Below are 14,826 nucleotides of genomic sequence, written 5' to 3' on the forward strand. Positions count from 1 at the left end.
CCTAGGACCTCGGACCGTAGAGATCATCGGGACACGCCCGGTGACGACCACAAAACAAATTGGGCCATCCGGTAGCATCGGGTGGTCCTTTGAGCCAAAAAGGGAGGCCCGCCGCACATGACCCATATCCTTGCCATCGACCAGGGCACGACCTCGACGCGCGCCATCCTGTTTGATGAGACCCTCAGCGTCGTTGCTTCGGCGCAGGAAGAATTCACCCAGCACTATCCGCAAAGCGGTTGGGTCGAGCATGACCCCTCGGACCTGTGGTCGACCACCGCCGCCACCTGCCGTGCGGCCATCGAAAAGGCGGGCGGCGGCACCGCAGATATCGCGGCCATCGGGATTACGAACCAGCGGGAAACCACGCTGGTCTGGGATCGCAAGACCGGGAAGCCGGTGTTCAACGCCATCGTCTGGCAGGACCGCCGGACCTCCGAGTTATGCAAGGGGCTCAAGGCCGAAGGGTTCGAAGGGGTCGTAACCGACCGCACCGGCCTGCTGCTCGACCCCTATTTCAGCGGCACAAAACTGGCCTGGATTCTCGACAATGTGGACGGCGTGCGCGCACGCGCCGAAGCAGGCGAACTGGCCTTTGGCACCGTCGATACCTGGCTTGTGTGGAACCTGACGGGGGGCAAGGTCCATGTCACCGACGCCACCAACGCCGCCCGCACGATGCTCTACGATATCCGCAAAGGCCGCTGGTCGAGAACCATCTGCGACAAGCTGGGCATCCCGATGTCGCTGTTGCCCGAGGTCAAGGATTGCGCCGCCGATTTCGGCGAAACCCGTCCCGATCTTTTCGGCCGCGCCATCCCGATCTGCGGCATCGCGGGCGATCAGCAGGCAGCAACCGTGGGGCAGGCCTGTTTCAAGCCGGGGATGCTGAAATCTACCTACGGCACCGGCTGCTTCGCGCTGCTCAACACGGGCGACACGCCTGTGACCTCGACCAACCGACTGCTGACGACGATCGCGTATCAGTTGGATGGCAAACCCACCTACGCGCTTGAAGGGTCGATCTTCATCGCGGGGGCGGTCGTGCAATGGCTGCGCGACGGGCTCAAGATCATCCGCGAGGCAAAAGAGACCCAGCCACTTGCCGAAAAAGCCGACGACACGCAGGACGTGGTGCTTGTGCCCGCGTTCACCGGCCTCGGCGCACCCTATTGGAACGCCGAATGCCGTGGCGCGATCTTTGGCCTGACCCGCAATTCCGGGCCAGAGGAATTCGCCCGTGCCGCGCTGGAAAGCGTCGGCTACCAGACCCGCGATCTGCTGGAGGCGATGAAGGCCGATTGGTCCGGCCAGTCAGAAACCGCTTTGCGTGTTGATGGCGGAATGAGCGCGTCCGATTGGACCATGCAGTTCCTGTCCGACATCATCGACGCCCCCGTGGAGCGCCCCAAGGTGCTGGAAACCACCGCGATGGGCGCGGCGTGGCTCGCGGGCTACAAGGCCGGTGTATTGCCCGACATGGAGGCCTTTGCCGCGCAATGGGCGGTCGACGGCCGGTTTGAGCCGGACATGGCGGCCGATGTGCGCGAGCGGAAATACGGCGCGTGGAAGCGCGCGATTGACGCGACCATCGGGTTTGCGGGGTAGGGCGCTCGGTCCAATCCGGCCAGCCTGGCGGTACGCCGGGCCGCGTCCCTCGCTCACCCCACCTTCAGCACAATCTTCCCGATATGGGTCGACCCTTCCATCCGCGCATGGGCCTTCGCGGCATCCGCGAGGGCAAACTCGCTGTCCATCACCGGCGCAATGCGGCCTGAGGCCAGATGCGGCCAGACTTCTTTCTCAAGGTCGTGGGCGATGGCGGCTTTGGCGGCGACCGACTGCGGGCGCAGGGTCGATCCGGTCAGTGTCAGCCTTCGGGTCATCATCTGCACGAAATTCATTTCGACCTTCGGCCCTTGCAGGAACGCGATCTGCACCAGCCGCCCATCATCGGCCAGCGCCTTGACGTTGCGCGGCAGGTAATCCCCGCCCACCATGTCGAGGATCACATCCGCACCGCCCATCGCGCGCATCGCATCGACGAAATCCACCTCTCGGTAGTTCCACGCCGCCTCGGCCCCCAGCGCCAGACAGGCGTTGCACTTGTCCGCAGATCCGGCGGTGGTGAACACCCGCGCGCCGCGCAGGGCCGCCAGTTGGATCGCGGTGGTGCCGATTCCGGACGATCCACCATGCACCAAGAACCGCTCGCCCGCCTGCAGCGCACCGCGCCGGAACACATTTGACCAAACGGTAAAATATGTCTCGCAGAGTGCCGCCGCCTGATCCATCGGCATGCTCTCGGGCACCGGCAGCGCGTGATCGGCATCGGTGGTGACGTATTCCGCATAGCCGCCCCCGGGAAGCAGCGCCGTCACCGCGTCCCCCACGGTCCAGCGCGCCACATCCGGTCCAACCGCCGCCACGATGCCAGCGGCCTCAAGCCCGGGCAGGGGCGAGGCATCGGGCGGAGGGTTGTAGAGTCCCGCGCGTTGCAGCGCATCGGGCCGATTGACCCCGGCATAGGCGACCTTGATCAGGATCTCACCCGCCTTGGGGACGGGCACGGGAACTGTCACAGGCTGCAAGACCTCAGGCCCGCCATGGGTGGTGATCTCGACAGCGGTCATGGAGGTGGGAAGCGTCATGGCGGTACGGGCTCCTGTCTGTTGGCCTTCCTTGTGTCGCAGATTGCGGGCGCTCTGCAAGTCCACGGAACAGAGTTTCCGTCAGTCCGCTGAAACCGAAATGCTGTTCTTCGGAAGGACGGCGAACCGCGTGCGAACGTTCTTTCACATACACCAACAGTTGTGAGGTGCTCCGCGATGCCCTAATCCTGTGCGCAACCAAACAGTTCCAAGGGGAGAGAACCATGACTGACGGACCGAGCTACGGTTTCGACACGCTTCAAATCCACGCCGGCGCGCGGCCCGATCCGGCCACCGGCGCTCGGCAGGTGCCGATCTACCAGACAACCGCTTACGTGTTCCGCGATGCCGATCACGCGGCGGCGCTCTTCAACCTTCAGGAAGTGGGCTACATCTACTCCCGTCTGACCAACCCGACCGTCGCAGCGCTGCAGGAGCGGCTCGCAACGCTGGAAGGCGGTGTGGGCGCGGTCTGCTGTTCTTCGGGTCACGCGGCACAGATCATGGCGCTGTTCCCGCTGATGGGTCCGGGCAAGAACATCGTCGCTTCGACCCGTCTTTACGGCGGTACGGTCACGCAGTTCAGCCAGACGATCAAACGCTTCGGCTGGTCCGCGACCTTTGTCGATTTCGACGATCTTGATGCGGTGAAAGCGGCAATCAACGACGACACCCGCGCGGTGTTCTGCGAATCCATCGCCAACCCCGGCGGCTACATCACCGATCTCGATGCGATCTCGGCCATCTCCGACGCGGCTGGCATCCCGCTCATCGTCGACAACACCTCGGCCACGCCGTATCTCTGTCGCCCGATCGAACATGGCGCCACACTGGTGGTGCATTCGATGACCAAGTACCTGACCGGCAACGGCACGGTCACAGGTGGCGTCGTGGTGGACAGCGGCAAGTTCGACTGGTCCGCCTCTGACAAGTTTCCGTCGCTCAGCGCGCCGGAACCGGCCTATCACGGGCTCAAATTCCACGAGACCTTCGGTCCGCTCGCCTTCACCTTCCACGGCATCGCCATCGGTCTGCGCGACCTCGGCATGACGCTGAACCCGCAGGCGGCGCATTACACGCTGATGGGGATCGAGACCCTGTCGCTGCGGATGCAGAAGCACGTCGAGAACGCGATGGAAGTGGCAGGCTGGCTTGAAACTCATGACGCGGTCGAAGCTGTGACCTATGCGGGTCTGCCATCGTCGCCTTACAATGACCGCGTGGCGCGCATCTGCCCGAAAGGGGCAGGCGGCCTGTTCACGGTCAAACTGAAAGGTGGCTATGACGCCTGTGTGAAGTTCGTCGACTCGCTCGAGATCTTCAGCCATGTGGCCAATCTTGGCGATACGCGGAGCCTTGTGATCCACTCGGCCTCCACCACACACCGTCAGCTGACGCCAGAGCAGCAGGAAGCGGCGGGCGCAGGCCCCAGCGTCGTGCGGATTTCCATCGGCATCGAAGACCCGGCTGACCTGATCGCGGATTTGAATCAGGCGCTGAACGCAGCCAGGTAAGGCGGAAGGCCCTTCTAGGGGCCTTTCCCACAGTTTCGAAAGTGCGGCAAGCCCGTTCGAACGGGCTTGCAACTCAGCCTCAAAGGCTGATCGGCTGCATCACCTCAGGCTCGATGACCTCCACATCCGGCAGGCTGGCCTTCAGAACGTCCGCAGTCTGCTCCAGCAGCGGGAATGTGCGGTAGTGGCAGGGGATGACCGTTTTGAAATTGAAGTACCGCTTGGCCGCATAGGCCGCGCCTGCCATGTCCATGGTGAAGTGACCCCCTGCGGACAGGATGCCGATGTCCGGTTGGTAGTAATCCCCGATCCAGTCCATATCGGCCATGATCGCCGTATCGCCGGACAGGTAGATCGTGTGCCCATCCCCGTTGATGATGAACCCGGTCTCCATCCCCATGTAGACGGGGCGTTCATCGACAACCATGGATGAAGAATGAGATGCGGGGACCATGCTCACGGTCACGTTGCCAAAGCTCAGTGTGCCGCCCTTGTTGAAGCCGGCCCCTTCGACAGCTCCCTGTCCGAAAAGGTAGTTCGCCAGTTCGTAGATTGCGCTGACCGGCGCGCCGGTCTTTTTCGAAATTTCCACCACATCGGTCGTGTGATCGAAATGCCCGTGTGTGACGAGGATCTGCGTCGCCCCGGCGATGGCGGCCTCGTGATCCTGCCCTTCCATCATCGGATTGCCGTTCAGCCACGGATCGACCAGCAGAATCTGGTCGCCAATCTCGATCCGGAACGATCCGTGTCCAAGCCAAATGATGTTCATGTCCTGTCCTCCTGACTCCCTGTGCATCGCAGGCTAGCACAGCGCGCGCGAGGTGAAAGAGGGCGGCGTATTTTGATCTATGTCAATTTAAAATGACGCCAATACTGTCAGGATAAGTTTACACATACGGGGAGAGTCGCCATGCGCATACTGTTTGTCCATCCGAACTACCGATCCGGCGGCGCCGAGATCGCGGGCACATGGCCTCCGGCATGGGTGGCGTATCTGTCAGGTCATCTGCGACAGGCCGGCTTTGACGACATTCATTTCATCGACGCGATGACCGATGATGTCTCGGATGCCGAACTGGCCCGGCGTATGGAGGCGCTGGACCCGGATGTTGTGGGTGTGACCGCAATCACCCCGTCCATCTACCGCGCGGAAGATGTGCTGAAGGTCGCCAGCGAGGTGGTACCCGATGCCGTGCGGATGCTGGGCGGGGTGCACGCGACCTTCATGTTCAAACAGGTTCTTTCGGAAGCGCCCTGGGTCGATGTCATCGTGCGGGGCGAGGGCGAAGAGATCTGCACCGAACTGATGCTCGCCATCGAGGACGGTCGCTGGCCCGCCGACAGGCACAGGATCAGGGGTCTAGCGTTCAAGGACGGTGACCAGATCGTCGCGACCCCGGCGGCGAGCACGGTCAAGGACCTGTCGAAGATCAAGCCGGACTGGACCGTTCTGGAGTGGTCGAAATACATCTACATCCCGCTGGGCACGCGCGTGGCGATCCCGAACCTTGCGCGCGGCTGTCCGTTCACCTGTTCGTTCTGTTCCCAGTGGAAATTCTGGCGCGACTACCGCGTGCGCGATCCGAAGGATGTGGTCGACGAGATCGAAGATCTGGTCGAAAACCACGGTGTCGGGTTCTTCATCCTTGCCGACGAAGAACCCACCATCAACAAGAAGAAATTCGTCGCCTTCTGTCAGGAGCTGATCGACCGGGAGCTGCCGGACAAGGTCAAGTGGGGCATCAACACCCGCGTGACCGACATCTACCGCGACCGCGATCTGCTCAAGTTTTACCGCAAGGCGGGGCTGGTTCATGTGAGCCTTGGCACCGAGGCCGCGGCGCAGATGAAGCTGGACGTGTTCAACAAGGAAACCAAGGTCGACGAGAACAAGACCGCGATCCGACTTCTGCGCGAAGCCGATATCCTGGTCGAGGCACAGTTCATCGTCGGGCTGGACAACGAAACGCCGGAAACTCTGGAAGAGACCTACCAGATGGCGTGGGACTGGCAGCCTGATCTGGCGAACTGGTCGATGTACACACCGTGGCCCTTCACGCCGCTGTTTCAGGAGTTGAAGGACCAGGTCGAGATCTATGACTTCTCCAAATACAATTTCGTAACGCCGATCATGAAACCGGCCGCGATGGAGCGGGGGGAATTGCTTGACGGGGTGATGAACAACTATCGGCGTTTCTACATGAAGAAGGCGCTCTTCCATTACCCGTGGCGCGGCACCGGATTCAGACGGCGCTATCTGCTTGGCTGTCTTTACGCCTTCCTCAAGGCCGGGGTTGGACGCACCTTCTACGATCTGGGCAAGGCGGGCTACTGGGGGCCGCAGACCAAGAAGTCGGTGGATTTCCATTTCGACGAAACCCGCCAACTGGCCGAAGCCCAGCTTGAGGACTGGGAAGCCTCGGCCGACAAGGCCGCAGCAGCCAGGGAACGGCGCGAGGCGGTCAAGGCACAGATGAAGGAACGCGCTGCCGAACGGTCGCAGGACTTCAGGATGCCCAACGGGGCCGAGGTGAAGGCCTGTGGAGGCGGCACTCAGCAAATGGAGGACGTCTGAGGATGCCCATCGCGGCGCCCTGATCGGGCCGAACGCGATCCTTCAGCTTCTGCCGCAGATCGAACGCATCGGCGGAGAGGCGCGCGTGGCGCAAATGCTGGCAGAGGCTGGCGTGTTCGAGGTGCCCGACGGACTTCACATGATCCCCGAAGGCGATGCGGCGCGTCTGCATCAGGTTCTGCGGCGCGATGAGCCGGTTCTGGCCCCGGAACTGGCCGCCGAGGCGGGCAGGGGGACGGCCGAATATATCCTCGCGCACCGGATTCCACGTCCGGCCCAATGGCTGCTCAAGGCGCTTCCGGCCCCTCTGGCGGCGCGCAGCCTTGCGCGGGCTATTTCCAAACATGCCTGGACGTTCGCAGGCTCCGGCCGGTTCGTTGCACGCGGGCCGTGGCGGTTCGAAATCGCGGACAACCCCATCGTTCACGGTGAACACAGCGAAAGCCCGCTGTGCCAGTGGCACGCGGCGGTGTTCGAACACCTGTACCGTGTTCTGGTGCATCCGAATGTCACCTGCCGCGAGGTGTCTTGCTGTGCGATGTCCCCGAACTCGTCCTGTCAGTTTGAATTGACACTCGCGCGGAGCTGATCCGCGCCATCGCGACCCGCACGGCGTTTTTCCGCTTTTGTGGCTTGGGTTGCGCAGCTATGGTGTATCTGCGACATAGCTTCAGTGATCCCGCCGGGATTGCGGTCAAAGTGTCAACATGTCCGTGCTCAGGGGTGGGCGCAGGCGTCCTGCACGTCAGGTTTCAAAGACATCGCGTTATCGGGGGGCTGCGCGGGTGAATATCCAGAAGTCACAAGATATTACCGAGTTTCCCTCTGCGCCGAGTGCAGACCATGAAGAGCGGCTGTCCGATCCCGAGCGACTTTTGGCGCTGGCCGAAACCGAGATCATGGATTCGCCCCCCGAGGACGTGTTCGACCGCGCAGCGCGTCTGGCCACGACCGCGCTGGGCGTGCCGTTGGGCCTTGCGTCTTTCGTCGACGACCGCCGCCAGTTCTTCAAGGCTCAGTGCGGGCTGCCCGAGGCAGAGGCCGCAAAACGGGAAACGCCGCTGAGCCATTCCTTCTGCCAGTATGTCGTTGCACATGACCGCACGCTTGCGGTGTCGGACGCGCGCGACCACCCTCTGCTCAGGTCGAATGGTGCCGTGTCCGACATGGATGTGATCGCCTATTTGGGTGTTCCGATCCACGCGCCGGGTGGACAGAGTATCGGATCGTTCTGCGCCATCGACGACAAGCCGCGGACATGGTCCGAACGTGATGTGGAGGTCATGACCGATCTGGCCGGAATGGTCGAAACAGAGCTTCAGCTGCGCCACGAGCGCGACGCGATGGAGACTCTGGCGCGCGAACTCAATCACCGGGTCAAGAACCTCTTTTCGATCGTCGGAGGCATGGTCACCCTCACGGCGCGGTCGTCCGAAACGCCCTCCGAAATGGCGCAGGTGCTGCAAGGGCGTCTTTCCGCGCTGGACTGGGCCCATTCGATGATCAGCCCGGCGCTGAGCGAGGGCGATCTGGCAACGCGCAGCATAGACCTTCGTGCGCTGGTCGAGCGTCTGGTGCAACCGCATCTGACCAGCGGGGCCGACAGGCTCGGCATCGACGTGCCGGATCTGGAACTGTCCGGCCGTGTGGTTACCGATCTGGCTCTGGTGATCCATGAACTGGCCACCAACGCCGCCAAATACGGCGCGCTGTCGGGTCCGGAGGGGCGGGTGGATGTTTCCGGCACGCTGGACGAAACGACGCTTGAGGTGATCTGGCGGGAAGCGGGTGGTCCCGATATCCCCGAGGCCCCATCGGAAACCGGTTTCGGCAGTCGCCTCATCGAGTTGACGATCGTGCGTCAGATGAACGGCGGGCTTGAGACCACGTGGCACAGATCGGGGGTCGTCCATTGCCTGACCGTGCCGCGCACCGTGATTGCGCCGAAGGTCGATCCATCGGCATCCTGAAGGGCGCGAAACCCGGGCAAACCCGTCACGGCGTGGTGAAGCCCCGGCTGCGCACTTGAACCCCCCTGCGCCTATCGCTAAACGCTGCCAAAGATCAGCGTGCCATAGAACCAGAGGGACCTCGCCTCATGTCCATTGATATCGAAACCGCCGCCCGTGTGGCCAAGCTCGCGCGCATCCGCGTCGAAGACGACGCTCTGCCCGCGCTGGCCCAGGAATTCAGCAATATTCTCGGCTTTATCGAGCAGCTGAACGAGGTCGATGTCGAGGGTGTGGAGCCGATGGTCAGCGTCGAGCCGATGCGCCTCAAGCGCCGCAAGGACGGCGTGACCGACGGCGGTATGCAGGACAAGATTCTGTCCAACGCGCCTGACGCCCGCGAGGGCTTTTTCGCCGTGCCGAAGGTGGTGGAATAATGACCGATCTGACCAAGCTCAAAATCTCCGAGGCCCGCGACGCGCTGCGCAAGGGCGACGTGTCCTCCGTCGAACTGACCGAAGCCTGCCTTGCCGCGATCGACAAGGCCGACGCCTTGGGCGCGTTTGTGCACAAGACACCCGACGTGGCGATGGATCAGGCAAAATCCGCCGATGACCGGATCAAGGCCGGGGGCGCTCCCGACCTCTGCGGCATCCCGCTCGGCATCAAGGATCTCTTCTGCACCAAAGGTGTGCCGTCTCAGGCCGCCAGCGCGATCCTCAACGGCTTCAAGCCGGAATATGAAAGCACCGTCACCAGCCAGCTTTTCGATGCCGGCTCGGTCATGCTGGGCAAGCTCAACATGGACGAATTCGCCATGGGCTCGTCGAACGAAACCTCGACCTACGGCAACGCGATCAACCCGTGGCGCCGTGGCAATGACGACACCGCGCTGACACCGGGCGGCTCCTCCGGTGGCTCTGCCTCCGCCGTTGCCGCAGACCTCTGCCTTGGCGCGACCGGAACCGACACCGGCGGCTCGATCCGCCAGCCCGCCGCCTTTACCGGCATCACCGGCATCAAGCCGACTTACGGCCGCTGCTCGCGCTGGGGCATCGTCGCCTTTGCCTCCTCGCTGGATCAGGCGGGCCCGATGACCAAAGACGTGCGCGATGCGGCCATCATGCTTGAAGCGATGTGCGGCCACGACCCGAAGGACAGCACAAGCGCTGATCTGGCCGTGCCGAATTTCGAGGCCATGCTGACCGGCGACATCAAAGGCAAGACCATCGGCATTCCGCGCGAATACCGCATGGACGGTATGCCGGACGAGATCGAGGCGCTCTGGGCCGAAGGCCGCAAGATGCTCGAAGACGCAGGCGCGGTGATCAAGGACATCTCGCTCCCGCACACCAAATACGCGCTGCCGGCCTACTACGTGATCGCGCCGGCCGAGGCGTCCTCGAACCTCGCACGCTATGACGGCGTGCGCTACGGTCACCGCGCGAAGCTGGCGCAGGGCGACGGCATCACCGAAATGTACGAGAAAACCCGCGCCGAAGGCTTCGGTCCCGAAGTCCAGCGCCGCGTGATGGTCGGCACCTATGTGCTCTCCGCAGGCTTCTACGACGCGTACTACAACCGCGCGCGCAAGGTCCGCACCCTGATCAAAAAGGACTTCGAGGACGTCTTCGCCCAAGGTGTGGATGCGATCCTGACACCAGCCACGCCGTCCTCCGCGTTCGAGTTGGGCAAAGAGCACACCGATCCGGTCGAGATGTATCTCAACGACGTATTCACCGTGACCGTGAACCTCGCTGGCCTGCCGGGCATCTCGGTGCCTGCAGGTCTCGACAAGCAGGGGCTTCCGCTGGGCCTGCAACTGATCGGCCGCCCGTGGGAAGAGGGTGATCTGCTGAATACCGCCTACGCGCTCGAGCAGGCGGCGGGCTTTGTGGCGAAGCCCACCCAATGGTGGTAAAACGCGCCGAATGAGGCAGGATATGACCCAGAAACAAGGCTTTTTTCGCGTGTTTGCCGGGAGCGTTGCGCTCCTGGTGCTGACCGCCTGCACCAGCGAGGTGCCGGACAGCGCCCGTGGCGTCGGCTTTGATGATTACGACACCTACCAGCAGCGCCGCGATGCGGTGCTGGAAGGACGCGCGGCACCGACGACAATCGGTGCGCCGCCGCAGGTCACCGGCGCACCGCTTTCCGCCACCGGCCCGCTGGATCAGGCCGCACTCGATGCGCGCCGGGCCAATTCCGGCGTCGATCCGGTGCAGGCTTCTCCTGGCAACCCGGCCCCTCAGATCGTCGAAAACGCGGTCGGGATTTCGGACGAAAACGATTTCAACGCCGTCTCGAACACCCGCAGCATCGAAGGGGACGCGGCGCTGATCGCGCAGAACCGCGCGCGGTACCAGATCATCCAGCCCGAGGCCTTGCCCACGCGGCCCGGCACAGATCGTCCCAATATCGTGGCCTACGCGCTGCAAACCACCAATCCGAAGGGCGCGCCGATCTATCGCCGCTCGTCCTTTGCTTCCGAAAGCCGTCATCTGCGCAACTGCGCGGCCTTCGCGTCGGCAGATCTGGCGCAGGAGGAGTTCCTCGCCAATGGCGGGCCCGAGCGGGACCGTCAGAACCTCGACCCCGATGGCGACGGTTTCGCATGCACATGGGATCCGGCCCCGTTCCGGGCGGTGCGCAACTGACGGCGCACTGGCATCCCTCGCCAAATTGCGGGCCGCGGCGGGATGGCGCGCGGCCTGACCTGATTGTTCTGCACTACACGGCAATGGACTGCGCCGAAAAGGCGCGCGACTGGCTCTGCCATGCCGACGCGCAGGTGTCGGCACATTACGTGGTCGCGCCAAATGGCACGGTTTGGCAACTGGTCGACGAAGCCGACCGCGCGTGGCATGCCGGGGCAGGGGCCTGGGGGCCGGTCACGGATGTGAATTCGCGCTCCATCGGAATCGAGATCTCGAATACCGGCAGCACGCCCTTTGCAGCAAAGCAGATGGACGCGCTCGACACTCTGGTGGCCGGGATCATGGACCGGCACGCCATTCCGCCGGAACGGGTGATCGGCCATTCCGACATGGCACCGGGCCGCAAGATCGATCCCGGCCCGCGTTTCGACTGGCAAAGACTGGCGCGTCAGCGCCTCGCCATCTGGCCGGATGCACGGGGAGAAGGCGATTTCACCGAAAACGCACGCCGTTTCGGCTACACCGCCGAGGTCCCTCTCGACACGCTGCTGCACAGCTTCCGCCTGCGCTTCCGTCCGGGCATAACAGGTCCGCTCGACGACACAGACCGCGCGATCATGGCCAATCTTGCACAGCGCTGGCCGGTCGCCGCGTCCTGATCTTCTCTGTTTTCCAAATACCTCGGGGGTCTGGGGGTCGTCCATTGGGCTTGAACCAATGGCGCACAAATGAACGCCCCCCCCCAGTGTTTCCGTCGACGGAAACACGCGATGCGTCGTCGCATCGCTCGTGCGCTCAACTCAATTCGTAGGGCAGGATCCCCCGCCGATGCGGCTGGATCGTCAGCTTCCGTTCCAGCGGCGGGACCGAACGCTGGTGGCAATTTGCCCGTTCGCAGATCCGGCAGGAAATCCCGATCGGCTCAAACGCGCCGTCGCGATTCAGGTCGAGCCCATCCGCATAGACCAGCGCGCCCGCGTGTTTGACCTCGCATCCCAAAGCAATCGCATAGCGCCGGACCGGCGCGCCGAAATGCCCGCCCGTCTTGGACACATCCCGCGCCAATGAAATATACCGCACACCGTCCGGGGTTTCCGCAAGCTGTCGCAGGAACCGGCCGGGTGTCTCGAACGCACGATGTACGTTCCACAACGGACAGGCGCCCCCGAAGCGGGCGAATTGCAACCGTGTGGCCGAGTGGCGCTTGGTGATGGTGCCCGCCTGATCGACCCGGACAAAGAAGAACGGGATGCCCTTCGCGCCGGGCCTTTGCAGAGTCGAAAGGCGATGCGCCACCTGTTCGATGGACGCGCCAAAGCGGCGTGCCATCAGTTCAAGATCGTGCCGCGTGTCGTGGGCTGCCTGAAGGAATTGGCCGTAGGGCATCACGGCAGCCCCGGCAAAATAGTTCGCCAATCCCAGCCGCGCGATGGCGCGCGCGGCGTCGGATTGGAACCGACCCAGATCAAGTGTTGCATCCAAAAGCTTGCCGTGCCGCGTCAGCGCAAGTTGCAGCATCATCTGGAAGGTCTGGGTCTCGGGGGCGGCAAGCGATGACAGCGTCACCTCCTGCCGCAACTCATCAAAGCGGCGCAGTTCCGGCATATTGGCAAAGCGCACATGCAGTCCTTCGGCCTCCAGCCCGCGAATGGCGGCGCGGACGCGGTCGCTGCCGGTCAGCTTGGTCGCCACATGTTCTGCGGCCTTGTCCACGGCGTCGATGTAGTTGTCGCAGTAGTGGAAAAAGTCCCGCACTTCTTCCCAGGGCGAGGGTTGCAACTGCGCGCCTTCGCGCCCCAGCGCCTCATCCAGGGATGCCAGCCGCTCATGGGTCTGGCGATAGGCGCGGTGCAGTTCCAGAAAGGCGCGGGCCAGCCCCGGCGCGTTGGAGGCGGTCAGGCGCAGGTCGGCCACAGGGGGTGCGGCGTCGGCAAAGACCGGATCGGCCAGCGCCTCGCGCATGTCCGAGATCATGCGCTCTGCATCGCCCTGTCCCAACTCGGTGACATCGACGCCGAATTCCTGCGCCAGCGCCAGCACCACCGTGGTGGAGAGCGGGCGCTTGTTGTTCTCCATCTGGTTCAGATAGGGCAGGGACACGCCCAGCTTGGCCGCGAAATCGCGCTGGGTGATGCCCAGCCGGGTGCGGATCTCGCGCAGCTTGGCTCCGGCATAGAGTTTCTGTGTCGCCATGGCATCCTCGGGGCTTTGCAGCTTTGCAGACTGTCAGAACCGAGTTTGCAAATTCACTCTGCGCTGTCCAGCCCCGCCAGCCGCGCAGAGCGCCAGATCACAAGCTGGATCGCGATGATGGCGCAGATCGCGGTGGCCAGCATGATCCACAGCAGCGGCCATGGGCCGGACCCGGGCACCAGAAGCGCGCCCGCCAGCGCTGACAGGCCCGCGCCTCCGCCAAGCATGATCGCGCCGCCAAGGCCCGATGCCGTGCCCGCCAGATGCGGCCGCACCGACAGCATGCCCGCGGTTGCGTTGGGGATGGTCATGCCGTTTCCGAGGCCGACAAAGGTCATGAAGCCGAAGAAGGTCCATTCCGAGCCAAGGCCAAGCCAGAAAACGAGCATGGACAGGACGATCCCGGTGCAGTTGATCAGCGTTCCGACAAAGACCATGCGGTTCACCCCGATCCGGGCCGAGAACCGGCCGGACACGAAGTTCCCGAGGAAATAGCCGATCGCGGGTGCGCCGAAGAAGAAGCCCAGAACAGCTGGCGACATGCCGAAGACTTCGGTTCCGACAAAGGGGGCGCCACCCAGATAGGCAAAGAACGCGCCTGACGACATGCCCGAGGCAATCGCATAGCCCCAGAAGCGTGGGCTGGTCAGAAGCTCGGGGTACTGGGCGAACTGCTGGCCGAGACTCAGCCCGCTTGTCGCGGCGGTTTCGCCGAGATCGCTCCATGTCAGCCAGAACAGGCCAAGGCCGAGGATCAGGAGAAGCCAGAAATTCGCCTGCCAGCCGAAATACTGATCCAGCACGCCGCCGAAGGCCGGGCCGATCATCGGAACCACGGCCATGCCCATGGTGACATAGCCGATCATCGAGGCTGCCTGATCCTGCGGCACGCAGTCGCGTACCACCGCGCGGCTGAGCACCATCGCGGTCACGATCACCGCCTGCGCCATGCGGAAGCCGAGGAAGGTATAGATGTCGGGCGCATAGATGCAGCCGAGCGTCGCCAGGCAGAACCCGCCGATTCCCCACAGGATGACCGGTCGGCGGCCCAGCTTGTCGGAGATCGGACCGATCAGAACCTGAAGCACCGCATTCACACCCAGATAGACCGCGACCGACAGTTGCATCAGGCGGTATTCGGTGTTGAAATACGCGGTCATGTTGGGCAGGGACGGCAGGAAAATGTTCATGACCAACGCCGAAAGTCCTGCGAGCAGGATCAGTGTGACAATATGCGGCGGTGTGGAACGGTCGAGAAATCGGACCCGTGAGGCGTAACTCATT

13 protein-coding genes are annotated in these 14,826 nt (G+C 63.3%); 9 read left to right on the top strand and 4 right to left on the bottom strand.

Going from position 1 to position 14,826, the window contains the following annotated elements; genetic code table 11:
• Positions 1-117: 117 nt before the first annotated feature.
• The gene (gene glpK, locus MGEO_RS05410; protein WP_085635700.1) at positions 118-1,608 is read left to right on the top strand and encodes a glycerol kinase GlpK; all 1,491 of its coding nucleotides are present in this window, start codon (positions 118-120) and stop codon (positions 1,606-1,608) included.
• 53 nt (positions 1,609-1,661) lie between these two features.
• Here glpK and MGEO_RS05415 read toward each other — a convergent pair whose 3' ends face one another.
• Positions 1,662-2,651, bottom strand: a complete 990-nt coding sequence (locus tag MGEO_RS05415; RefSeq protein ID WP_085635701.1) for an NAD(P)H-quinone oxidoreductase — start codon at positions 2,649-2,651, stop codon at positions 1,662-1,664.
• Positions 2,652-2,875: 224 nt separating this feature from the next.
• On the opposite strand from MGEO_RS05415, the gene MGEO_RS05420 reads away from it, so the two are divergent.
• Entirely contained in the window at positions 2,876-4,165 is a 1,290-nt protein-coding gene (locus MGEO_RS05420; RefSeq protein WP_085635702.1) for an O-acetylhomoserine aminocarboxypropyltransferase/cysteine synthase family protein, read from the top strand.
• Positions 4,166-4,244: 79 nt separating this feature from the next.
• On the opposite strand, the gene MGEO_RS05425 is transcribed toward MGEO_RS05420, so the two are convergent.
• Positions 4,245-4,937, bottom strand: a complete 693-nt coding sequence (locus MGEO_RS05425) for a metal-dependent hydrolase (RefSeq protein WP_085635703.1) — start codon at positions 4,935-4,937, stop codon at positions 4,245-4,247.
• A 141-nt stretch (positions 4,938-5,078) separates the two neighbouring features.
• On the opposite strand from MGEO_RS05425, the gene bchE reads away from it, so the two are divergent.
• The 7 genes from bchE (at position 5,079) to MGEO_RS05460 (ending at position 12,008) form a co-directional block, all read left to right on the top strand.
• Entirely contained in the window at positions 5,079-6,743 is a 1,665-nt protein-coding gene (bchE, locus tag MGEO_RS05430) for a magnesium-protoporphyrin IX monomethyl ester anaerobic oxidative cyclase (protein ID WP_085635704.1), read from the top strand.
• Positions 6,709-7,332 carry a bacteriochlorophyll 4-vinyl reductase gene (bchJ, locus tag MGEO_RS05435; protein WP_085635705.1) on the top strand — a complete coding sequence of 208 codons (624 nt, stop codon included), beginning with the start codon at positions 6,709-6,711 and terminating at the stop codon, positions 7,330-7,332. Before bchE ends, bchJ begins: the two co-directional genes overlap by 35 nt.
• Before the next feature lie 196 nt (positions 7,333-7,528).
• Positions 7,529-8,713 carry an HWE histidine kinase domain-containing protein gene (locus MGEO_RS05440; protein WP_158090974.1) on the top strand — a complete coding sequence of 395 codons (1,185 nt, stop codon included), beginning with the start codon at positions 7,529-7,531 and terminating at the stop codon, positions 8,711-8,713.
• Positions 8,714-8,841: 128 nt separating this feature from the next.
• Entirely contained in the window at positions 8,842-9,129 is a 288-nt protein-coding gene (gene gatC / locus MGEO_RS05445; protein ID WP_085635707.1) for an Asp-tRNA(Asn)/Glu-tRNA(Gln) amidotransferase subunit GatC, read from the top strand.
• Positions 9,129-10,613, top strand: coding sequence for an Asp-tRNA(Asn)/Glu-tRNA(Gln) amidotransferase subunit GatA (gene gatA / locus MGEO_RS05450; RefSeq protein ID WP_085635708.1), 1,485 nt, complete (start codon positions 9,129-9,131; stop codon positions 10,611-10,613). The genes gatC and gatA overlap by 1 nt, the downstream gene beginning before the upstream one ends.
• Positions 10,614-10,635: 22 nt before the next feature.
• Complete coding sequence (locus tag MGEO_RS05455; RefSeq protein ID WP_085635709.1) at positions 10,636-11,349, top strand: hypothetical protein; 714 nt, start codon at positions 10,636-10,638, stop codon at positions 11,347-11,349.
• Positions 11,313-12,008 (top strand): N-acetylmuramoyl-L-alanine amidase, encoded by a 696-nt coding sequence (locus MGEO_RS05460; protein WP_085635710.1) that lies wholly within the window; start codon positions 11,313-11,315, stop codon positions 12,006-12,008. Before MGEO_RS05455 ends, MGEO_RS05460 begins: the two co-directional genes overlap by 37 nt.
• A gap of 136 nt (positions 12,009-12,144) precedes the next feature.
• Here the strand turns inward: MGEO_RS05460 and MGEO_RS05465 are convergent, their stop codons facing one another.
• Both MGEO_RS05465 and MGEO_RS05470 read right to left on the bottom strand, forming a co-directional pair.
• Positions 12,145-13,542, bottom strand: coding sequence for a helix-turn-helix domain-containing protein (locus MGEO_RS05465; RefSeq protein ID WP_085635711.1), 1,398 nt, complete (start codon positions 13,540-13,542; stop codon positions 12,145-12,147).
• Positions 13,543-13,595: 53 nt separating this feature from the next.
• Entirely contained in the window at positions 13,596-14,825 is a 1,230-nt protein-coding gene (locus MGEO_RS05470; protein ID WP_085635712.1) for a multidrug effflux MFS transporter, read from the bottom strand.
• Position 14,826 lies beyond the last annotated feature (1 nt).

Source organism: Marivita geojedonensis (assembly GCF_002115805.1).
GTDB lineage: Bacteria > Pseudomonadota > Alphaproteobacteria > Rhodobacterales > Rhodobacteraceae > Marivita > Marivita geojedonensis.